Origin of the sequence: Flavobacterium cellulosilyticum (genome assembly GCF_004349355.1) — a bacterium.
GTDB lineage: Bacteria > Bacteroidota > Bacteroidia > Flavobacteriales > Flavobacteriaceae > Flavobacterium > Flavobacterium cellulosilyticum.
Map to the genome: position 1 here is coordinate 382,520 of NZ_SMFK01000001.1, position 21,476 is coordinate 403,995.

Consider the following 21,476-nt stretch of genomic DNA (forward strand, 5'->3'; position numbering starts at 1 on the left):
CCTATTACGCAATAAATCAGTACAGAAAAAGTCCCAACATTTTCTCAAACAAATGGAACTTTGCTATGTATTTTTTTTTAAAACTTACTATATACAAGTCATTACATGAAACTTAATGGCAAGAAATTGTAAGTATAAATTTGGTTTAATAAATAATTGTTCTAATGATTGTCAAAAAAAATAGCTAGAAAACGTATCAAAAAATATGCATGAAAACAAAAATTTACTCAATCATTCGACTATTGTCGTTGTAAATTTGCAAGACAAAGATTCCTGGAATAAATATATCAAAAGGTTTCCAATTGCGCAACAGGACATCTATTTTACCTCAGATTATTATCAACTATATGAACATGGAGAGGAATATTCTGCCTTTTGCTTCATTTTTGAAAAGAACGAAAATCTAGCAGTATTCCCATTTATAAAAAAAGAAATTAATGTTTTAGGTTACAATTTAGACAAGAAATATTATGACATAAAAGGAGCTTATGGTTATAATGGGATTTTATCAAACATTACTGATAAAGAAATTTTATTAGAATTTCATAATTCATTTACGAATTACTGTGTAGATAATAATGTAATTGCGAGTTTCATCCGTCTTCACCCTTTACTTAAAAATGAGAACCTCTCGAGTACTTTTAATGAATTAATAAAAAACCGTGATGTAGTTGCTATAGATTTAACAAAAACATATTTAGAGATTTGGAATTCTGAATATTCTACCAAAAATAGAAATATGATTCGCAAAGCATATAAACTTGGTCATAAAATTCAAGTGCTAAGCGATCCTTCAATTAAAGATATAGACAAATTTATTGAGGTTTACCATCATAGTATGGATCTCGCAAATGCAGAAAAATTTTATTATTTTAATAAATCTTATTTTATAAATACTTTTAAGTACCTAAAGGATTATACTTATCTATTTAATGTACTTGATGAAAATGAAACTGTAGTTTGTTCGTCGATTTTCTATCATTATGGCGATTATTTTCATTACCATTTGTCTGGCAGAAACTGTTTAGTCGACAACTCTGTAAATAATTTTATGATAGACAAAGCCGTTGAATTTGCTCAACAAAAAGGAGCAAAGATTTTGCATTTAGGAGGAGGAAGAACATCTTCACCTGATGACTCACTTTTCTTATTCAAAAAGAACTTTTCGAAGCTATTATTACCCTTTTATTATGAAAAAAAAATATACAACAATGCTGTATATGTGGACATAATAAATCAATGGGAGAAAAATCATCCTAAAAAAAAGGAAATTTATAATCGCTTCTTGTTGAAATACAGAATGTAAATAAAACCACAATTTGGCGTTCAATGCTTTTACCCATAGGAGCCACATATGGAACCCAATGAGAAATTTACCGATATCCGTTGGCTCGAAAATGCAGTAATTAACTCTTCAACAGATAACGCATTCTACATTGGCAACAAAATGAGATTCTGGGGTCTTTGGCATTGACTCCTCCTGTTGGACTCGAAAATAGTATCGCTATATTTGTTTGAAATAAAAAGGAACATTTTATAAACAATTTACAATTCCAATACTAATCCAGAATGCCAAAAAAGAATACATTCCCGTTTGACGAAATTGCAATTGAAAGATTTGACAATTATCCCGACAGACCTACGCTAGTTTTCTTGCACGACTCCTTAGGTTGTACAGCACTGTGGCGTGACTTCCCTCAAAAACTCGGAAATCTAACGAAATGTAATGTACTCGTCTACGACCGCCAAGGTTATGGAAAATCTTGTTCATTCTCCTATTCCAAACGTGGCAATTATTACATGGAACAGGAAGCAGATGTACTGAATGTATTGTTGGACCATTGGAAAATAGACAAAGCAATACTTTTCGGGCACAGTGATGGTGGTTCAATTGCATTGATAGCCGCTGCAAAGTATCCCCAAAAAATAATGAGCATAATCACAGAAGGTGCACATATTTTTGTGGAAGACCTTACTGTCAAAGGAATCAAAGAAGCAATTCACGCTTATCAAACAACCAATTTAAAGACCAAATTAGAAAAACACCACGGCAATAAAACAGACGAAATGTTTTGGGCTTGGGCATCAACCTGGACAACATCTGAATTTAGGTCTTGGAACATCGAAAGCTTTTTGCCTTCTATCCAATGTCCCGCACTTATTATTCAAGGGGAAGCAGATGAATACGGAACACTAAAACAAGTACAAAACACGATTAGACAAGTACAAAAAGCAGAGAAATACTGTATTCCAAGCGTTGGTCATTCCCCTCATAAAGAATGCCCTGAAATTGTATTAGAAAAAGCTTCTGAATTTATCAATCAACTGACAGAAATTTAATTACCTCTTTTGATTTTCTGGAGCCTGTTGCTCCTCTTAATTAAAACCAAGATGGTTTCGGTAATGTTCTCTCTGGCAAAAAGAACCAAATAAACTTTACGCGACAGAAGACTGGCTATAACTGGCAAAATATAGTTTTTTAAACTTTTAAAAAGAAACCATCCAAGATTTGTTTTTGGGTGGTTTTTTGTATTGCAAGCACACTCAAATAAAAATTGTAGTACCTTGCCTTTTTATTATTCGTTAAAGCATATTACATTAAAATTAAAGAACTAGATCACACTATGAAACGAGAAAATTACATTCCGTTTAACAAGGAATTCTTACTCGAATTACAAATAGAAGCATTCTCTGAAGACCAAAAAAAGGTCGAGGATTTCAAAAAACTATTCGACATCATCGAACATTATTTTCATTACGAAGCTTTCAATCTTATCCGTAATTTAAAAAAGAATTATGCTTCGTTTGATCCCGATTTAAGTCTAAAAGAACGTTTAGAACATAAGACTACAAGTGATTTCACAAATTTTAGAGAAACACTTCTCCATGTTCTTGAACGAGGAAATTATTGCCGAGTGGGTCAAGACACTTTGGAAAAAGCTTTAAAAGATTCAGATTTGATAGGTTTGGATCTCGCCATTGATTTTAATGTTTATAAAGAGTATGAGCTGTACGTTCGAGGCCAGCATACTACTATAGAAAAAGTAAGCAACTATTTTTTTTGGAAGAAAGAAATTGAGATCGAATACTATGATCGTGTAATGGTTTATCTTAATTATAAGGACACTTCTTATTTTAAAGAAAAAAAAGTCAATATTGAAAAACTACCTATTGATCCCGGATGTATTGTAGTAAAAGTTTTTAAACGTGTACCAAAAAACGATTTAGAAACCGTATTCCCAAATGCAATCCCTAAGATGTCCACAAAGGATAAGCTACTGTTATGGGTTCCTGGAATTGTAGGGGGATTTTCATTATTGAGTACTAAAGTAATTCCTGCATTATTAGCAATGAATGAAGCATACGAATCAGGTGAAACTATTGATTTGTTAAATAGCAAAACTTCATTGAATCAAGGTCTAATTGCACTTGGAATATTAGGTGCTTACTTATTTCGACAATACAATAACTTTGTAAATAAGAGGATAAAATATTCAAAAATGCTTTCGGATAGCCTATACTTTAAAAATCTAGGGAATAATAGCGGTGCATTTTATTCATTGTCAAACGCATCGGAGGAAGAAGCAATTAAAGAAACCCTATTAGCTTATGCCTTTTTAAATCGAAGTGAAAATCCATTAACAGCCGTAGAACTTGACAACCAAATTGAATCTTGGTTTCAAGCAAAGTTAAATACTGACCTTGATTTTGATGTAATGGATGCCTTATTGAAATTAAAAACCATTGGACTTGGCATCGAAACAGATGGAAAATGGATCGTTATCCCTATAAACAAAGCTCTCATTAAAATAGATGAAATATGGGATGGCGTTTTTGACTATAATCAAAAATAGTTTTTAATTGCTCCAATTCTCATTAGACAGTTAGTTCAAAAACTAAAATCATAATACATGTACCATCTAAAATTAAATTTTGGGTGGTTTTTGTGTTTTAGCTCTAAATTGTTTAGTAAAACTAGTACCAGAAAAAGTAGCTATAAAAGTATCCAATTGCGGGATGTGTCATTCTGATATAAATACGTTTTAAAAATGAATGGGGAATGAAGCAATATCCCATTGTTCTTGGTTACGAAATTATTGGAAAGAGAAAGTGATTATCCCTAAAATTAAAATTGGCTAATTCATTAATTAGAAACGACCGGCTATTTAAGGCCTATTTTAAAGTTTTTTAAAGCTAAAAAGACAAAAATATCATTTTTAAATTTAGGTTTTTTTAAAAGATAATGGAAAATGAATTAACTTTGAAGTATGTGATTTTCAGTATGTTAATAATTATTTAACATCGCAATTCGGAGTTATTGCCTACACACTATTCAGGCAAAGTTTTCTAAAAACTACAAAAATTGAAAATTTGTAAAACTAAATTGAAATCAAAATGGAACATCAACTTGAAGAAATTCGCGAACAGCAAAAAGCATCCTGGAATAAATTTTCTAGTGGATGGAAAAAATGGAATGACATAACGATGGAATTTTTAAACCCAGTGGGGGATGAAATTATTAGATTAATACATCCGAATGACTCCGATTATGTTTTGGATATTGCCGGTGGAACTGGAGAACCGGGATTGACTATTGCAACTATGTTAAAAGGAGGAAAGGTAATTATAACTGACCTTTCAGAGAAAATGCTTGAAATTGCTACCGAAAAAGCAAAAGAAAGAGGAATTAACAATATTGAAACCCTAGCTTGTGATGTAAGCGAACTTCCATTTGCTGACAATACATTTGATGCCATCAGTTGTCGTTTTGGTTTTATGTTTTTTCCTGACCTATTTTTAGCTTCTAAAGAAATGGCTCGAGTTCTAAAACCTGGAGGGAGAATTGCAGTGTCGGTTTGGAACGGTCCAGAAAAAAATTTCTGGGTAACTGCAATTGGAGGTACAATCAATAGAAACATGCAAATACCTCCACCACTTCCCGAAGCTCCAGGAATGTTTCGATGTGCCAAGGAAGGACTGATTCAAGAGTTATTTCAACAAGCAGGATTAAAGAACACTTCAGAAAAAGAAGTACTTGGAAAATTAAATGCAGGTACAACGGATGCATATTGGAATATGATGACCGAGGTAGCAGCACCTTTTGTTGCCGCACTTAGCAATGCCGATGAGGCAATGAAAGATAAAATCAAAAGAGAAGTCTATGATACTCTAATCCAAAAATATCCCGATGGTACTATTATTATTGACTCCAGTGCAAAAATAATTTATGGAGAAAAATAAATTGATTCCTCTAAAAGTTAAAAATCGGCTGTCACAATATATTGTTACAGTCGATTCTATTTTGTGTTAATATTTAGTTCTTACTAGTATGAATTGATTACTTTAGCGCGGAATTATTATGATTGTCTGACTTATATCATAAAATACCCCAATCGTATGAGTTTACCAAATCTGAAGCATTTTCCATGCATTAGCAAATGAAATGACAATACATAAATAATATAAAAAAATAGCATGGAAGATAGTAATCCAAAAATCCTTAAACCTAAGTATATCCCTACTACTGAATTTTACAGTCAAATAATTAACAGCTTACAAGATTATTGTGTTTTAACATTAGACAATGATTACAAAATTAACAGTTGGAGTTCGGGTTCGACAACAATATTTGGTTACGAAACAGAAGAAGTCATTGGACAACATTTTGATTTAATATTTACGGAGGAAGATAAAAAAAATGGTATTCCACAAAAAGAAATCGAAAAATCTTTAAAGGAAGGCAGGGCAACAGATAATAGATGGCACATTGCCAAGGACAAAAGTTTATTTTATGCTTATGGTTTGGTTTTTCCTATAATTGGCAAAGATGGAAAAATGTTGGGCTATGTTAAAATACTGCGAGACTTAACCCAAAGAAAGAAATCAGAAGATGCAATAAAAAAATATATAAAAGAACTGGAAGAACTTAACACACACAAAGAAAGTGTTCTCGCAATACTTTCGCATGATTTAAGAAGTCCTCTTGCAGCTATCATCGGAACAACCGATTATTTAAAAACAAATTTCCATAAAATGAAACCTAGTATGGTTCAGGAAATGTTGGAACTTGTTCATAAATCAACAAAGGATGAGTTAGACATGTTGGATTATTTAGTAGAATGGGCAAGAATAAAATACGCATCAGATGTGTTTTCCCCGAAAAAAATTAAATTGACCCAATACATTGAGAAAGTTTTTGACACTTTAAATGAAACCGCATCAATAAATGCCTTAAATCTTCATCATGATGTCGAAGAAAACACTTCTGTATTTGCTGATGGAAAAATGCTACTTTCCATCATTCAAAACATTGTCTCTAATGCCATAAAACACACTCAAAAAGGAGGTGAAATAACAATTTCGGCAAAAAGGAAAGTCGACAAAATTATAATTCAAGTAAAAGATACCGGAGTTGGAATGTCTAAAGAAATAGTGAAACAACTTTTTAAACCACAAATAAAAACCCTGTCTGTAGCAAGGAAGGAAAATAAAGGAGCCGGAATAGGCTTGTTATTAGTAAAAGGCTTTTTAGAAAAAAACGATGGCGAAATATGGGTAGAAAGTATTGAAAATGAAGGTTCTTCTTTTTATTTCACGCTACCAATAGACAAACCATTATTCAAGATAGGCTGCTCAGACGATATTGTGTTTGATGAAAGTGTTTAATATTACCCCCCCGACTTATTAAAATTATCTTATTTTAAATTTTGACTTAGCAAAATTATTTTGAAAACAGTAATAACACACTGCCCCCAAAAAGTTAGACATTATTTGGGGGTATTTTTATGGAAAGAAAAACGAAATATGACTATTCATTTTAACTAGAATGTTTTCAACTCCATTTCAATTGAATACCGTGAACATAAATAAGGTTCTCAGTCTAATGAAGGAAACCGGCTCAAAACTGAGACGGTTTTTTGTTTTATAAGATTCAAGTATAAAATCTAAATGTCGTGAAGAAAACATTACAACATTTCTAAAATAAACAGATTTAAAATCAAAATCGGCTGTTACAATAAATTGTGACAGCCGATTTTTTTATAGGACGCTATATTAACAATTTAATACGCAGAATAAGATTTATAATCAATCTATAATTCCGACTTCCTTGAGCGTCTTTCTGTTTAGTAAATATATGAAATTAATTTAAACTAGAAAAACATTTTTGAAAAAACATTAAAATTTTCACGCAATCCGATTGCTCAATTTAATAATTGATCCAACACTTTTCGCAATTCTGGGTCAGATGGTCGAGCTGCATTTTCATTTACTACTTTCCCCATCGGATCAATCAAAATAAATCTTGGAATACCACTTATCCCATAACTAACTATAAAATCTGAATTCCAATCTTTATCCGCAAGTAGTTGGATACCTCCCAAGTTTTTATCAGTTACAAAGGTTTTCCATTTTTCGAAATCCTTGGCCACATCAATAGAAATACTTACAAACGCAATATTTTTATCATGATACTCCTCTTCTATTTTTTGCAAATAAGGGATTTCAACACGACAAGGTCCACACCAAGTCGCCCAAACATCGATATACACATATTTACCTATTAAATCTGCCAATTTAGTTTTCCCCCCTTTGTGATTTATATAATCAAAGGATGGCGACATGGTATTTTTCAACTTATTTTTCGCTGCAATAGCTTCATTCATTTTTTTGTAATAGTCAACTATATAATTGTAAGACGCGTCGATACTTTGTTTTTGAAAACTCACAAAAGCAGGATCCATTTTTTTGCTTTCTAAAAACTTCAAATGAGCTACTTTTATCTTGTTCAAACCAATAAAAAAGTCGGTTTCATCAGCATTTAATAAACTTTCAATTTTTACTTCTTGTCCTACCAAAGCATCTTGTATCAGAAAATCATTCTCAACAGCTCCTTGTCCGGCATAAACAATCGATTCTTTCCCTTTTTGGTTATCCATTTTTAACTTCAAATCGAAACCGTTTTTCAGATACAAAACAATATTTTCGTTTCCTTCTGCAAGACGATATCTGCCTGTAACCACATTTAATGTGTCTTTAAAAAAACCGTCTTTATTGACTTGAATTTTTTTAACCAATTTGTTTTCTGTATTATAAAAAGAGATTTCGTCCCCAAATCGATTCGCTATTTCAGCCTGAAAGCTCATGTATTTTTTATTCTGAGCATTCGTATTCAAGCAATTGAGTAACACAATTGCAATTAAAAACATTTTTTTCATAAGTCCTGTATTTTCAATTTACATATCCAAATATACCTTTTTCTAAATAAACTTAAACCTTAAACGGTAAACTTCAAACAAAACTGTATTTTTGCAGTCTAAAAATAATTCAATGTAAAGAAGGTCATAACTGTGGTATTTGAAATTAAAAGGAGGAAGCTTAGCGGGCTTCAGGAATTTTGCGTTAATAAAAACAGCATATAAAAAATAAAATAAAATGTATAGAAGTCATAACTGTGGCGAACTCAACGCCTCTCATATCAATACTGAAGTTACCCTTGCGGGCTGGGTTCAAAAATCACGTGACAAAGGATTTATGAATTGGGTCGATTTACGCGATCGTTATGGAGTTACCCAATTAATTTTCGACGAAAGTCGTAGTCAAAAAGAGGTTTTCGAGTTGGCCAAAACACTAGGTCGTGAATTTGTAATTCAAGCCAAAGGAACCGTAATTGAACGAGAAGCCAAAAATGCAAATATGCCAACAGGTGATGTGGAAATTTTGGTCACAGAACTTACAATATTGAATGCTGCTTTAACTCCTCCTTTCACAATTGAAGATGAAACGGATGGTGGAGAAGACATCAGAATGAAATACCGATACTTGGATATTCGTAGAAATCCAGTAAAAAACAACCTTCTTTTTCGTCATAAAGTAGCAATGGAAGTGCGTAAATACCTTTCGGATTTGGATTTTTGCGAAGTTGAAACTCCTTACTTAATCAAATCGACTCCAGAAGGCGCCAGAGATTTTGTGGTTCCAAGTAGAATGAATGAAGGACAATTTTATGCTTTACCTCAATCACCCCAAACCTTCAAACAATTGTTGATGGTGGGTGGTATGGATAAATACTTCCAAATTGTAAAATGTTTCCGTGATGAAGATTTACGTGCCGATCGTCAGCCGGAATTTACACAAATCGATTGCGAAATGGCATTTGTAGATCAAGAAGATATTATGAATGTTTTCGAAGGATTGACTCGTCATTTATTGAAAGAAATAAAAGGTGTCGAGGTGGATAAATTCCCTCGAATTACTTATGATTACGCTATGAAAACATATGGAAATGACAAACCGGACATTCGTTTCGGGATGGAATTTGGCGAGTTGAATGAATTTGCACAACACAAAGAGTTTCCTGTTTTCAATGCAGCGGAATTAGTAGTTGGAATTGCCGTTCCTGGAGCTGGGAATTATACCCGTAAAGAAATTGACGGTTTAATTGATTGGATGAAACGCCCACAAATTGGCGCTACCGGAATGATTTATGCTAAATGCAACGAAGATGGTACTTTTAAATCATCTGTAGATAAATTTTATGACCAGGAAGATATAGCCAATTGGGCAAAAACAACTGGCGCAATAGCCGGCGATATGATATTTGTTCTTTCCGGTCCAGCTGATAAAACAAGAACACAACTTTCTGCTTTAAGAATGGAATTAGCAACTCGTTTGGGTTTAAGAAAACCGGCTGAATTTGCTCCACTATGGGTAGTTGATTTCCCATTGTTAGAATTTGAAGAAGAAACAGGACGTTATCACGCGATGCATCATCCCTTTACTTCTCCAAAACCTGAAGATATGGACTTATTAGAAACCAATCCGAAAGCGGTTCGTGCCAATGCCTATGATATGGTTTTGAACGGAAACGAAATCGGAGGAGGTTCTATCCGTATTCATGACAAAGCAACTCAGCAATTGATGTTTAAGTATCTTGGATTTACACCAGAACAAGCTGAAGATCAATTTGGGTTCTTGATGAATGCTTTTCAATACGGCGCACCACCACATGGAGGATTGGCTTTTGGATTAGATCGATTAGTTTCAATATTAGGTGGCCAAGAAACCATACGTGATTTTATCGCATTTCCAAAGAATAATTCAGGTCGAGATGTAATGATTGATGCACCATCAAAAATTGATGAATTACAGTTAAATGAATTGCATATAAAATTAAACAACTAGTATTTAGTCGATTAAATATGCTGTAAAACGTTGAAAATCAATTTTTTTATAAAAAATTATACAATACTAACTTTCGTATTATATTAAATATTACATTTGCCTCATTATAAATTATTATTACTATTACAATGCGTACAGGTACAGTTAAATTTTTCAATGAATCAAAAGGTTACGGATTCATTACAGACGAAGAAACAGGAAAAGACATTTTTGTTCATGCATCAGGAATCAACGCGGAAGAGCTTCGTGAAGGTGACAGAGTTAGTTATGAAGAAGAAGAAGGAAGAAAAGGAAAAGTTGCTGCGAAAGTAGCAGTTATCTAAGCAAAGAATTTTTTTTTTGTTTAAGAATGTTAAAAAACGTTTCGATGGATATCGAAGCGTTTTTTTGTATAAAAGTGTTTCTATTTTTTTTATATCCTAACACTTATATCGATTTCGTTCCTATTTCAACGAAATTTGCCTATAAACTTGTGTTTTAATTCCTTGAAAGCTATCTTTGCGTTTTTAAATAGACTAAATCAAAATACATTATGCAATCAAGTCAATTAGATTACATCCCAATACTAATGCAGGCTTTATTAGCTATTGGATTTGTTGCTGGAACTATCCTGATTTCAGGCAAATTAGGACCTAAACGATCTTCTAAAATAAAAGACAGTAATTTTGAATGTGGAATTGAATCTTTAGGAAATGCACGTATTCCTTTTTCAGTGAAATATTTCTTGGTTGCCATTTTATTTGTCTTATTCGATGTTGAAGTAATATTTCTTTATCCATGGGCAATTAATTTCAAAGAATTGGGAATGGAAGGAATGGTGAAAATGGTCATTTTTATGCTTTTGTTGTTGATTGGATTTTTCTACATTATCAAAAAGAAAGCATTAGACTGGGAATAATAAGGAATTTTAGATTTTAGATTTAGGATTTTAGATTTAGGAAGACTAAAGATAAATTTAGATTTAAAACATAAAATTCTCAGATTAAAATATTGATTTAAAAAAATGATTTTACCTTTTAAGATTAACAAAAATCTAAAATCTAAAATCTAAAATCTAAAATTAAAATGAGTACTTCAAATATAAAAATGGTTGAGCCACCAGAAGGTGTTTCTGGTGAAGGATTCTTCGCAACAACACTAAACGATGTTGTGGGTCTCGCTCGTGCTAATTCACTTTGGCCATTGCCTTTTGCAACTTCATGTTGTGGAATTGAATTTATGGCAACAATGGCTTCTCATTATGACTTAGCTCGATTTGGTATGGAACGGGTGAGTTTTTCACCACGTCAAGCTGACATGTTACTAGTTATGGGAACTATTTCAAAAAAAATGGGCCCTATTTTACGTCAAGTTTACGAACAAATGGCAGAGCCTCGTTGGGTAATCGCTGTTGGAGCTTGTGCTTCATCTGGTGGTGTTTTTGACACCTATTCTGTTTTACAAGGAATTGACAAAGTAATTCCAGTAGATGTTTATGTTCCCGGTTGTCCTCCAAGGCCAGAACAAATTGTTGATGGTGTAATGCGTTTGCAAGATTTGGTAAAAAGTGAATCTGTAAGAAGAAGAAGCTCTCCTGAATATCAAGAATTATTAGCTTCATATAATATCAAATAATAAAAATGGCATTAGAAACAGCTCAAATTCAAGACAAATTATCAGCTACTTTTAGCGATGTAACTTTTCTTTTTAAACTTGAAAAAGATATTCTTTCGATAGAAGTTCCTGCAGATAAAATTACTGCTATAATCCTCTACTTGAAAAATGATTCTGAATTGCGTTTTCATTTCTTAACTGATTTATGCGGCGTTCACTATCCGGATAACGAATTAGAAAGACAATTTGCTATTGTATATCACATGCACAATTGGTATGAAAACAAACGCATTAGAATCAAAACTTATATTAGTGGTGAAAATCCTTCATTAAAAAGTTTGACTACTATTTTTCCAAGCGCCAACTGGATGGAAAGAGAAACTTACGATTTTTACGGAATTGATTTCATAGGTCATCCACAATTAAAGCGGATTTTAAACATGGATGAAATGGTTTCTTTTCCAATGCGAAAAGAATTCCCTTTAGAAGACGGAGGAAGAACGGACAAAGACGACCGTTTTTTCGGAAGAACACAATCAAACAAATAACAAATATAATTTTTCACATTCAATAAATGTCAGAACTATTATTACCACCAGAGCATCGATATGCTAACTTAATAAAAAACAACCTAAACGATGACGGAAGCGAGCTTTCGGTTCTTAATTTAGGTCCAACACACCCTGCAACTCACGGTATTTTTCAGAACGTCTTATTAATGGATGGTGAAAGAATCGTAGAAGCAGAACCAACTATTGGTTACATCCACAGAGCTTTCGAAAAAATTGCCGAAAATCGACCTTTTTACCAAATCACTCCACTTACTGACAGAATGAACTATTGTTCTTCTCCTATCAATAATATGGGTTGGTGGTTGACTTTGGAAAAATTACTGGATATTGAAGTTCCTAAAAGAGTACAATATCTCCGTGTTATCATCATGGAATTGGCTCGTATTTCAGACCATTTAATATGCAACTCGATTCTTGGAGTTGACACTGGCGCTTATACGGGATTCTTATATGTGTTTCAGTTTAGAGAGAAAATTTACGAAATCTACGAAGAAATTTGTGGGGCTCGTTTAACAACAAATATGGGAAGAATTGGTGGTTTCGAAAGAGATTGGACACCAGAAGCTTTCCGCAAACTTGAAGTGTTTTTAAATGATTTCCCAGTAGCTTGGAAAGAATTTGAAAACTTGTTCGAAAGAAACAGAATCTTTATTGACAGAACTGTAAATGTAGGCCCTATCTCAGCCGAAATGGCAATGGCTTATGGATTTACAGGTCCAAATTTAAGAGCTGCAGGAGTTGATTACGACGTTCGTGTCGCTCATCCTTATTCTTCTTATGAAGATTTCGATTTCATCGTTCCAGTTGGAAAATCAGGCGATACCTACGATCGTTTCTGTGTTCGTAATGCCGAAGTATGGGAAAGTTTAAGCATCATTCGTCAGGCATTAGATAAAATGCCAGAAGGAAATGCATTTCATGCTGATGTTCCTGAATATTACTTACCTCCAAAAGAAGATGTTTATACTGATATGGAATCTTTGATTTACCATTTCAAAATTGTAATGGGTGAAATTCCTGTTCCTGTTGCCGAAATATATCACGCAGTTGAAGGTGGAAATGGTGAATTAGGTTTTTACTTGATTACTGACGGAAGTAGAACTCCTTACAGATTGCACTTCCGTAGACCTTGTTTTATTTATTACCAGGCCTATCCCGAAATGATAAAAGGAGCCATGCTTTCGGATGCGATTGTTATTTTATCAAGTCTTAATGTTATTGCTGGAGAATTAGACGCTTAAAAAAGATTGCAGCATCCAGATTTCGGAATGCAGATTGAAAAAATCTGAATCTGAAATCTAAAATCTAAAATATAGAATGGAAAGAACACATTACAAACAAGAAATAAACATAACTGAATCATTGATGATACGCATCAATGAATTAATCAGTCATTATCCAGAAGACAAAATAAAATCGGCTCTATTGCCCGTTTTACATGAAGTTCAGGATGCACACGACAATTGGTTGAGTTTTGAATTAATGAACAAAGTGGCCGAAATACTTCTTATCAAACCCATCGAGGTTTATGAAGTGGTTTCCTTCTACTCTATGTTTAACCAAAGACCAATTGGCAAATACATGTTCGAATTTTGCAGAACTTCTCCTTGTTGTTTGAATGGCGTCGAGGATTTAATGGATTATACCTGCGAAAAATTAGGCGTTGGAATTGCAGAAACTACCCCTGACGGCTTATTTGAAGTAAGAGGTGTAGAATGTTTGGGTGCTTGCGGTTATGCTCCGATGATGCAATTAGGAGATTTTTACAAAGAACACTTGACTAAAGAAAAAGTAGATCAGATTATAGCTGATTGCAGAGATAATAAAATTACATTACACGATAAATAATATGTCACAAAAAATATTATTAGACAAAGTAAACATTCCAGGAATTAAAACCTATGAAGTCTATCGTCAGCATGGCGGATATGCTTCAGTGGAAAAAGCTTTGAAAAAACTAACACCTGACGAAATTGTCGAAGAAGTGAAAACTTCTGGTTTAAGAGGTCGTGGTGGAGCAGGTTTTCCAGCTGGAATGAAATGGAGTTTTATTGATAAAAAATCAGGAAAACCAAGACATTTGGTTTGCAACGCTGATGAATCAGAGCCTGGAACTTTCAAAGACCGTTATTTGATGGAATTTATTCCTCATTTATTGATCGAAGGAATGATAACTTCCAGTTATGCATTGGGTGCTAACCTATCTTACATTTATATTCGTGGTGAATACATGTGGGTTTATAAAATATTAGAAAGAGCCATCGCAGAAGCAAAAGCTGCAGGTTGGTTAGGAAAAAATATTTTAGGATCTGGTTTTGATTTAGAATTGTATGTGCAGATTGGTGGAGGAGCTTACATTTGTGGTGAAGAAACTGCATTAATCGAATCATTGGAAGGAAAAAGAGGAAATCCTCGTATCAAACCACCATTTCCAGCAGTTTCTGGACTTTGGGCGAATCCTACAGTGGTTAATAATGTTGAAACTATTGCTGCAGTGCCTTGGATTGTGAATAATTCAGGTGCTGAATATGCTAAAATTGGAGTTGGAAGATCTACTGGAACCAAATTAATTTCAGCTTCTGGACATATTAAAAATCCAGGCGTTTACGAAATTGAAATGGGTTTAAGTGTTTACGAATTCATGAATTCTGACGAATATCTGGGAGGAATGAGTTCTGACAGACCTTTGAAGGCTTTTGTGCCTGGAGGATCATCAGTGCCAATTTTACCAGCACATTTAATCTACAAAACTGCCAATGGCGACGATCGTTTGATGACTTACGAAAGTTTGAGCGATGGTGGTTTTGCAACAGGTTCCATGTTAGGTTCAGGAGGATTTATTGTTTACAATGACACTTCATGCATCGTAAGAAACACATGGAATTTTTCAAGATTTTACCACCACGAAAGTTGTGGACAATGTTCACCATGCCGTGAAGGTACTGGTTGGATGGAAAAGGTATTAAACCGAATTGAAAACGGTTTTGGCCGTGAGGAAGATATTGATTTGCTATTGAGCATTCAAAGTAAAATAGAAGGAAACACGATATGCCCTTTAGGTGATGCAGCAGCTTGGCCTGTGGCAGCAGCGATTCGACACTTTAGAGAAGAATTTGAATATCACATTCGTTTCCCAGAAAAAATAAAAAATAGAGACCATTTTGTTGCTGAGCCTTTTTCTAAAGTCATAATGTCGAAAGTCTAAAAGTCATAAAGCATTATAATGGGAAAATTTAATTCGTTTGAAGAAATTAATTCTTGGCAGAAATCTAGATTATTTAATAAACGAATTTATGAAATAACCGAAAATTCAGCTTTTAAAAAAGATTACGATTTAGTTAGACAAATTAGAAGAGCTTCCGTTTCAATTTCTTCAAATATCGCAGAAGGATTTGAAAGAAATACAGATAAAGAGTTTGTTTATTATTTATATGTTTCGAAAGCTTCGGCTGGAGAAGTTAGGTCGCAGTTGTATTTGGCATTAGATTTAAATTATATTTCGAAGATAGAATTCGATGATTTATATTTAAATGTTTCAGATATATCAAAATTGTTAAGTGGATTTATTAAATATTTAGAAAATAGTCATAAAGTCTAAAGTCACACAACTTTAAGACATTTGACATTAAGATGTTAAGACTTAAAAAAATGAAAGTAACCATAGACGGTCAAGAGATTGAAGTACAACCAGGAACAACTATCCTGCAAGCAGCCCGAATGATTGGTGGAGATATAGTTCCACCGGCCATGTGCTACCATTCTAAATTAGAAGGAAGCGGCGGAAAATGTCGTTGTTGTTTGTCGGAAGTTTCCAAAGGAAGTGAAGCCGATCCAAGACCAATGCCCAAATTAATGGCTTCCTGCGTAACAGGATGTCAGGACGGAATGGAAGTGAAAACCAAATCGTCACCTAGAGTACAAGAAGCTCAGAAAGCAGTGACAGAATTTTTGCTGATTAATCACCCTTTGGATTGCCCAGTTTGTGATCAAGCAGGAGAATGCGATTTGCAGAATTTAAGCTTTGAACACGGAAAATCGGAGAGTCGTTTTATTGAAGAAAAAAGAACGTTTGAACCAGAAGATATCGGTCCGAATATTCAATTACACATGAATCGTTGTATTCTTTGTTATCGTTGTGTAATGGTGGCAGACCAAATCACCGATGACCGAGTTCATGGAGTTATGGATCGTGGTGATCATTCGAATATTTCGACTTGTGTTTCTCACGCCATTGATAATGAGTTTTCAGGAAATATGATTGATGTATGTCCAGTAGGGGCTTTGACAGACAAAACTTTTAGATTCAAATCGAGAGTTTGGTTCAACAAGCCTTATAATGCACATAGAGATTGCCCTACTTGTTCCGGAAAAACTACGGTTTGGATGTTTGGTGACGAAATTCAAAGAGTTACAGGTAGAAAAGATGAATACCACGAGATCGATGAATTCATTTGCAACGGATGTCGTTTTGACCATAAAGAAGTTTCGGATTGGGTTATTGAAGGACCAAGAGAATTTGAAAAAGATTCTGTTATCAATCAAAATAATTACACTAAAAAATTAGATACTGTAGTTATTGAAACTGAAGAAACTATTCTAAAAGGAAGAGCAATTGACAGAAAAAAAATAAGTATGTCTGAGATTGATTTTAACGAAAAAATTGATGGCAACCCATTAAATTCAACCATAAATGGATAGTACTTTTATAATAGAAAAAAGTGTTGTAATCCTTGTTGTATTTGCATTTACTATGCTTATGGCAATGTATTCTACATGGGCAGAACGAAAAGTAGCTGCATACCTTCAGGATAGAGTGGGTCCAAACCGTGCGGGTTGGGGAGGATTATTACAACCACTTGCCGATGGTTTAAAATTATTTTCCAAAGAGGAATTTGAACCTAATACACCTAATCGATTTTTGTTTTTTACCGGCCCGGCAATTGCCATGTCAACAGCATTAATCACAAGTGCTGTTATTCCTTGGGGAGATCGTTTTCATCTTTTTGGAAGAGATATTTTGCTTCAAGCTACCGATATTGACGTAGCCATGTTGTATATATTTGGTGTCCTTTCTATAGGAGTCTACGGAATAATGATAGGTGGTTGGGCTTCTAACAATAAGTTCTCTTTGATTGGAGCGATACGAGCAGCTTCACAAATGGTTTCTTATGAAGTAGCGATGGGATTGTCGATAATAGCCTTATTGATGATGACTGGCACTTTGAGTTTAAGGGAAATTTCGGCACAACAAGCAGGGATGAATTGGAATGTTTTTTACCAACCTTTATCTTTCCTAATCTTTTTGATTTGTGCTTTTGCAGAAACGAATAGAACTCCATTTGATTTAGCGGAATGCGAAACAGAATTAATTGGAGGCTATCATACCGAATATTCATCCATGAAAATGGGTTTCTATTTATTTGCTGAATATGCCAATATGTTTATTTCTTCGACAATACTTGCGGTATTATTCTTTGGAGGATATAATTATCCAGGAATGAGTTGGGTAGTTGAACATTGGGGAGTAAATATTGCCAACGTTTTTGGAATTGGAGCTTTATTTATAAAATTATGTGGATTTATATTCTTTTATATGTGGGTTCGATGGACTATTCCAAGATTTAGATACGATCAATTGATGCATTTGGGATGGAGAATATTGATTCCACTTTCAATTTTCAATATCATCATCACAGGAATTGTTCTTTTGAGAGTAGAAATTATGGCTTATTTAGGATTTTAATTAGAACACCAATACCTTAGCCCTGATAGTAGTGAAAATCCTTTTATGCCGGGGTTCGGCATAAAAGATTGAAACGGATAGCAGGAGTAAGCTTCAAAAAAATATAAAAAATGTCAATACAAGAAATATCACTTTCCGGAAGAAAAAAGGTAGTCTCAAACAAAGAGATGACTTTTTTTGAAAGTATGTATCTAATAGCCATCGTAAAGGGGTTATTGATTACTATCAAACACTTTTTTAGAAAAAAAGCAACCATTCACTATCCTGAACAAGTACGTGAATTTAGTCCAGTTTATCGTGGTCAACACATGTTGAAACGCGATGAGCAAGGTCGCGAAAATTGTACGGCTTGTGGATTATGTGCACTTTCATGTCCCGCTGAAGCGATCACGATGAAGGCGGAAGAACGCAAACCAGACGAGAAGCATTTGTATCGGGAAGAGAAATATGCTTCGATTTATGAAATCAATATGTTGCGTTGTATTTTTTGTGGATTGTGTGAGGAAGCTTGTCCAAAAGACGCTATATACTTGACTATTTCAAAAGAATTAGTTCCAGCAAATTATACCAGAGAAGATTTTATTTTTGGAAAAGATAAATTGGTTATGCCATTGGATATCGCAATGAAAAATGCTCAACTTAAAAACGCCAACTAATGTCGATAATTTTAATTCTATTTTGTGTTCTATCTTTTATCACTTTAGCCACCGCTTTTTTGACAATTTATAGCCGAAATCCAATTCACAGTGCCATTTATTTGGTGATTTGTTTTTTCTCGATTGCAGGTCATTATTTATTATTAAACGCTCAATTTCTAGCCATAGTCCATGTGATAGTTTATTCAGGTGCTATTATGATATTAATGTTGTTTACAATAATGTTAATGAATTTGAATAATAGAAATGATGTGCACAAACCCCGAATTACTCGACTAGGAGCCATTGTTTTGTTTATATTAATGTGTGTCGTATTAATCGGCATATTTATTAACTCGAAACCTATTGTTGGTGAATATATAAGTACTGGTGAAGATTACCAATCCATAAAGGTTTTGGGAAAAATATTGCTTAACGAATATATGGTGCCTTTTGAATTTGCCTCAATTCTGCTTTTAGTTGCAATGATTGGAGCTGTTTTATTATCTAAAAAAGAAAAAATCACAAAATAATATGAACAATATTTTAAATCAAATTGGTATAGAAAATTACATATTCCTTTGCGTAATACTTTTTTGTATTGGAGTTTTTGGAGTATTGTACAGACGTAATGCAATAATTGTGTTTATGTCAATCGAAATAATGCTAAATGCTGTAAATCTATTGTTTGTGGCGTTTTCGACCTATCATCAAGATGCACAAGGACAGATATTTGTATTTTTCTCAATGGCTGTAGCTGCTGCCGAAGTTGCTGTAGGTCTCGCTATTTTAGTTTCAATATTCAAAAATATGAATACAATTGATGTTGGAAAATTAAAAAATTTAAAAGGATAATCTTCAATGGATACAAGTTTAATTTTAGTCTTATTACTTTCTCCTTTTATAGGGTTTTTGTTTAATGTTTTTCTGGGTAAAAAAGCGGGAAAAACTATCGTTGGTATTGTTGGAACACTTTCTGTGTTTATATCGTTTGCAGTTACTTTGTCTTTCTTTTTACAAATAACACAAACAAAACAAGCCATAACAGTTGATTTATTCGAATGGATTTCAACACAACATTTCAAAGTAAATTTCGGTTTTCTTTTAGATCAATTATCAATACTTTGGTTGTTATTTGTAACTGGAATTGGATCTTTGATTCATTTGTATTCCATCAGTTATATGCACGATGATGAGAAGATGCATTCATTCTTTGCATATCTAAACTTATTTATCTTCTTTATGATCACCTTGGTAATTGGAAGCAATTTACTAATGATGTTCATTGGTTGGGAAGGTGTTGGGCTTTGCTCCTATTTATTAATTGGTTTTTGGTATAAAAATCAAGATTTCAATGATGCGGCTAAAAAAGCTTTCATTATGAATAGAATCGGAGATTTAGGATTCCTGATAGGTATTTTTATTCTAGGTTCTATGTTCACTACTATAGATTTTACTAGTCTTAAAACTGCCATTTCTTCAGCTAGTGATACTAATGATTTATGGATGGCAATTGCTGCTCTCTGTTTATTTATTGGTGCTTGTGGTAAATCGGCACAAATTCCATTATATACTTGGTTGCCTGATGCGATGGCTGGACCAACGCCTGTTTCGGCATTGATTCACGCAGCAACAATGGTAACTGCAGGTATTTTTATGATTACACGAATGAGTTTCTTATTTGATATGGTTCCAAGTGTTCAAAATATCATAGCTATAATTGGTGCTGTAACCTCATTAGTTGCCGCCACAATAGCTTTGACTCAAACAGACATCAAAAAAGTATTGGCTTATTCTACCGTTTCTCAATTGGGATTAATGTTCTTGGCTTTAGGTTTTGGTGCGTATGAAGTAGCTGTTTTTCATGTCATCACTCACGCCTTCTTTAAAGCTTGTTTGTTCTTAGGTTCTGGTTCAGTAATTCACGGATTGCACGGAGAACAAGATATGCGAAAAATGGGTGGATTGAAAAAAGCCATGCCGATTACTTTTATAACCATGCTTATTGCTTCCTTAGCTATTTCTGGAGTTTTTCCATTGGCAGGATTTTGGTCTAAAGATGAAATTTTAATGACTGCTTTTCATCATAATATTGCATTATGGGTAATAGGTTCAATTGCTTCTATTATGACTGCCTTTTATATGTTTAGACTAATGTATCTTACTTTTTTCAATGAATTTAGAGGTACTGAAGAACAAAAACATCATTTACATGAAAGTCCAAGTTTAATTACTATTCCTTTAATTGTTTTGGCAATATTATCTTTCATTGGCGGAATTATTAGTTTACCAGGAAATAGTTGGTTGAACGATTATTTAGCACCATTATTTTCGAAAGTTACTCAAGAAGAACATTCTTTTGGAACTACTGAGTACACTTTGATGGCAATTGCAACAATAGGTGCTCTTGCAGGTATTGGACTTGCTTATAAAAAATACTTGAAAGAAAATACAATTCCAAGTGAAGATGAAAACATCACTGGTCTAACAAAAGTTTTGTATAACAAATATTATGTTGACGAGGTTTACGATGCTGTTTTTGTAAAACCAATTAATGTGCTTTCTAATTTCTTTAGAGACAGTGTTGAAACAACATTATCGGCACTAGTTTTTGGTTTAGGAAAAGCGACTTTCCAATTAGCTTCATTTGGGAGAAGATTTCATCACGGTAGCGTTGGATTCTATCTTTCAATGTTCACCCTAGGCATTTGTGCACTATTAACTTATCTATACTATTGCAATAATTTTTAA

At 33.6% G+C, this 21,476-nt stretch carries 21 protein-coding genes; 20 read left to right on the plus strand and 1 reads right to left on the minus strand.

The window, feature by feature from the left end; all coding sequences use genetic code 11:
- The first annotated feature begins 205 nt into the window (after nucleotides 1-205).
- The 5 genes from E0F76_RS01475 to E0F76_RS01495 all read left to right on the plus strand — a co-directional run bounded on the left by E0F76_RS01475 (nucleotide 206) and on the right by E0F76_RS01495 (nucleotide 6,666).
- Nucleotides 206-1,306 carry an HAD family hydrolase gene (locus E0F76_RS01475; RefSeq protein WP_132000562.1) on the plus strand — a complete coding sequence of 367 codons (1,101 nt, stop codon included), beginning with the start codon at nucleotides 206-208 and terminating at the stop codon, nucleotides 1,304-1,306.
- Nucleotides 1,307-1,569: 263 nt separating this feature from the next.
- On the plus strand, nucleotides 1,570-2,340 hold the full coding sequence (locus E0F76_RS01480) for an alpha/beta fold hydrolase (protein WP_132000563.1): 771 nt from the start codon (nucleotides 1,570-1,572) through the stop codon (nucleotides 2,338-2,340).
- A 284-nt stretch (nucleotides 2,341-2,624) separates the two neighbouring features.
- Nucleotides 2,625-3,854 (plus strand): TMEM143 family protein, encoded by a 1,230-nt coding sequence (locus E0F76_RS01485; protein ID WP_132000564.1) that lies wholly within the window; start codon nucleotides 2,625-2,627, stop codon nucleotides 3,852-3,854.
- Nucleotides 3,855-4,395: 541 nt separating this feature from the next.
- Nucleotides 4,396-5,241, plus strand: coding sequence for a class I SAM-dependent methyltransferase (locus tag E0F76_RS01490; protein ID WP_132000565.1), 846 nt, complete (start codon nucleotides 4,396-4,398; stop codon nucleotides 5,239-5,241).
- 234 nt (nucleotides 5,242-5,475) lie between these two features.
- Nucleotides 5,476-6,666, plus strand: a complete 1,191-nt coding sequence (locus E0F76_RS01495; protein WP_132000566.1) for a PAS domain-containing sensor histidine kinase — start codon at nucleotides 5,476-5,478, stop codon at nucleotides 6,664-6,666.
- Between the two features lie 536 nt (nucleotides 6,667-7,202).
- On the opposite strand, the gene E0F76_RS01500 is transcribed toward E0F76_RS01495, so the two are convergent.
- The gene (locus tag E0F76_RS01500; RefSeq protein WP_132000567.1) at nucleotides 7,203-8,216 is read right to left on the minus strand and encodes a TlpA family protein disulfide reductase; all 1,014 of its coding nucleotides are present in this window, start codon (nucleotides 8,214-8,216) and stop codon (nucleotides 7,203-7,205) included.
- A gap of 217 nt (nucleotides 8,217-8,433) precedes the next feature.
- Here E0F76_RS01500 and aspS point away from each other — a divergent pair, with 217 nt between their 5' ends.
- The 15 genes from aspS (at nucleotide 8,434) to nuoL (ending at nucleotide 21,476) form a co-directional block, all read left to right on the plus strand.
- Nucleotides 8,434-10,182, plus strand: a complete 1,749-nt coding sequence (gene aspS / locus E0F76_RS01505; protein WP_132000568.1) for an aspartate--tRNA ligase — start codon at nucleotides 8,434-8,436, stop codon at nucleotides 10,180-10,182.
- A 128-nt stretch (nucleotides 10,183-10,310) separates the two neighbouring features.
- Entirely contained in the window at nucleotides 10,311-10,505 is a 195-nt protein-coding gene (locus E0F76_RS01510; protein ID WP_007137066.1) for a cold-shock protein, read from the plus strand.
- A gap of 209 nt (nucleotides 10,506-10,714) precedes the next feature.
- Nucleotides 10,715-11,080, plus strand: a complete 366-nt coding sequence (locus E0F76_RS01515) for an NADH-quinone oxidoreductase subunit A (protein ID WP_132000569.1) — start codon at nucleotides 10,715-10,717, stop codon at nucleotides 11,078-11,080.
- Nucleotides 11,081-11,247: 167 nt separating this feature from the next.
- Nucleotides 11,248-11,796: an NADH-quinone oxidoreductase subunit B gene (locus tag E0F76_RS01520; RefSeq protein ID WP_132000570.1), complete on the plus strand. Its 549-nt coding sequence runs from the start codon at nucleotides 11,248-11,250 to the stop codon at nucleotides 11,794-11,796.
- Nucleotides 11,797-11,801: 5 nt separating this feature from the next.
- Complete coding sequence (locus tag E0F76_RS01525; RefSeq protein WP_132000571.1) at nucleotides 11,802-12,323, plus strand: NADH-quinone oxidoreductase subunit C; 522 nt, start codon at nucleotides 11,802-11,804, stop codon at nucleotides 12,321-12,323.
- Between the two features lie 26 nt (nucleotides 12,324-12,349).
- Nucleotides 12,350-13,588, plus strand: a complete 1,239-nt coding sequence (locus E0F76_RS01530; protein ID WP_132000572.1) for an NADH-quinone oxidoreductase subunit D — start codon at nucleotides 12,350-12,352, stop codon at nucleotides 13,586-13,588.
- 76 nt (nucleotides 13,589-13,664) lie between these two features.
- The gene (locus E0F76_RS01535; protein ID WP_132000573.1) at nucleotides 13,665-14,195 is read left to right on the plus strand and encodes a complex I 24 kDa subunit family protein; all 531 of its coding nucleotides are present in this window, start codon (nucleotides 13,665-13,667) and stop codon (nucleotides 14,193-14,195) included.
- A 1-nt stretch (nucleotide 14,196) separates the two neighbouring features.
- On the plus strand, nucleotides 14,197-15,552 hold the full coding sequence (nuoF, locus tag E0F76_RS01540) for an NADH-quinone oxidoreductase subunit NuoF (protein ID WP_132000574.1): 1,356 nt from the start codon (nucleotides 14,197-14,199) through the stop codon (nucleotides 15,550-15,552).
- A gap of 18 nt (nucleotides 15,553-15,570) precedes the next feature.
- The gene (locus E0F76_RS01545) at nucleotides 15,571-15,945 is read left to right on the plus strand and encodes a four helix bundle protein (protein WP_132000575.1); all 375 of its coding nucleotides are present in this window, start codon (nucleotides 15,571-15,573) and stop codon (nucleotides 15,943-15,945) included.
- Nucleotides 15,946-15,995: 50 nt separating this feature from the next.
- Entirely contained in the window at nucleotides 15,996-17,045 is a 1,050-nt protein-coding gene (locus E0F76_RS01550; RefSeq protein ID WP_132000576.1) for a 2Fe-2S iron-sulfur cluster-binding protein, read from the plus strand.
- Entirely contained in the window at nucleotides 17,038-18,090 is a 1,053-nt protein-coding gene (gene nuoH, locus E0F76_RS01555; protein ID WP_132000577.1) for an NADH-quinone oxidoreductase subunit NuoH, read from the plus strand. The genes E0F76_RS01550 and nuoH overlap by 8 nt, the downstream gene beginning before the upstream one ends.
- Before the next feature lie 110 nt (nucleotides 18,091-18,200).
- Nucleotides 18,201-18,746 carry a NuoI/complex I 23 kDa subunit family protein gene (locus E0F76_RS01560; RefSeq protein WP_132000578.1) on the plus strand — a complete coding sequence of 182 codons (546 nt, stop codon included), beginning with the start codon at nucleotides 18,201-18,203 and terminating at the stop codon, nucleotides 18,744-18,746.
- A complete protein-coding gene (locus tag E0F76_RS01565; RefSeq protein WP_132000579.1) occupies nucleotides 18,746-19,258 on the plus strand; it encodes an NADH-quinone oxidoreductase subunit J family protein in 513 nt (170 codons plus the stop codon). Before E0F76_RS01560 ends, E0F76_RS01565 begins: the two co-directional genes overlap by 1 nt.
- Nucleotide 19,259: 1 nt before the next feature.
- On the plus strand, nucleotides 19,260-19,580 hold the full coding sequence (nuoK, locus tag E0F76_RS01570; RefSeq protein WP_132000581.1) for an NADH-quinone oxidoreductase subunit NuoK: 321 nt from the start codon (nucleotides 19,260-19,262) through the stop codon (nucleotides 19,578-19,580).
- 6 nt (nucleotides 19,581-19,586) lie between these two features.
- Nucleotides 19,587-21,476, plus strand: coding sequence for an NADH-quinone oxidoreductase subunit L (nuoL, locus tag E0F76_RS01575; protein WP_132000583.1), 1,890 nt, complete (start codon nucleotides 19,587-19,589; stop codon nucleotides 21,474-21,476).

Coding starts and splice junctions, on each gene's coding strand:
- aspS (WP_132000568.1), top strand. CDS start 8,434: ATGTATAGAAGTCATAACTGTGGCGAACTCAACGCCTCTCATATCAAT.
- nuoK (WP_132000581.1), top strand. CDS start 19,260: ATGAACAATATTTTAAATCAAATTGGTATAGAAAATTACATATTCCTT.
- E0F76_RS01515 (WP_132000569.1), top strand. CDS start 10,715: ATGCAATCAAGTCAATTAGATTACATCCCAATACTAATGCAGGCTTTA.
- E0F76_RS01535 (WP_132000573.1), top strand. CDS start 13,665: ATGGAAAGAACACATTACAAACAAGAAATAAACATAACTGAATCATTG.
- nuoF (WP_132000574.1), top strand. CDS start 14,197: ATGTCACAAAAAATATTATTAGACAAAGTAAACATTCCAGGAATTAAA.
- E0F76_RS01485 (WP_132000564.1), top strand. CDS start 2,625: ATGAAACGAGAAAATTACATTCCGTTTAACAAGGAATTCTTACTCGAA.
- E0F76_RS01525 (WP_132000571.1), top strand. CDS start 11,802: ATGGCATTAGAAACAGCTCAAATTCAAGACAAATTATCAGCTACTTTT.
- E0F76_RS01520 (WP_132000570.1), top strand. CDS start 11,248: ATGAGTACTTCAAATATAAAAATGGTTGAGCCACCAGAAGGTGTTTCT.
- E0F76_RS01510 (WP_007137066.1), top strand. CDS start 10,311: ATGCGTACAGGTACAGTTAAATTTTTCAATGAATCAAAAGGTTACGGA.
- E0F76_RS01480 (WP_132000563.1), top strand. CDS start 1,570: ATGCCAAAAAAGAATACATTCCCGTTTGACGAAATTGCAATTGAAAGA.
- nuoH (WP_132000577.1), top strand. CDS start 17,038: ATGGATAGTACTTTTATAATAGAAAAAAGTGTTGTAATCCTTGTTGTA.
- E0F76_RS01490 (WP_132000565.1), top strand. CDS start 4,396: ATGGAACATCAACTTGAAGAAATTCGCGAACAGCAAAAAGCATCCTGG.
- E0F76_RS01565 (WP_132000579.1), top strand. CDS start 18,746: ATGTCGATAATTTTAATTCTATTTTGTGTTCTATCTTTTATCACTTTA.
- E0F76_RS01475 (WP_132000562.1), top strand. CDS start 206: ATGCATGAAAACAAAAATTTACTCAATCATTCGACTATTGTCGTTGTA.
- E0F76_RS01495 (WP_132000566.1), top strand. CDS start 5,476: ATGGAAGATAGTAATCCAAAAATCCTTAAACCTAAGTATATCCCTACT.
- E0F76_RS01550 (WP_132000576.1), top strand. CDS start 15,996: ATGAAAGTAACCATAGACGGTCAAGAGATTGAAGTACAACCAGGAACA.
- E0F76_RS01560 (WP_132000578.1), top strand. CDS start 18,201: ATGTCAATACAAGAAATATCACTTTCCGGAAGAAAAAAGGTAGTCTCA.
- E0F76_RS01500 (WP_132000567.1), bottom strand. CDS start 8,216: ATGAAAAAAATGTTTTTAATTGCAATTGTGTTACTCAATTGCTTGAAT.
- nuoL (WP_132000583.1), top strand. CDS start 19,587: ATGGATACAAGTTTAATTTTAGTCTTATTACTTTCTCCTTTTATAGGG.
- E0F76_RS01530 (WP_132000572.1), top strand. CDS start 12,350: ATGTCAGAACTATTATTACCACCAGAGCATCGATATGCTAACTTAATA.
- E0F76_RS01545 (WP_132000575.1), top strand. CDS start 15,571: ATGGGAAAATTTAATTCGTTTGAAGAAATTAATTCTTGGCAGAAATCT.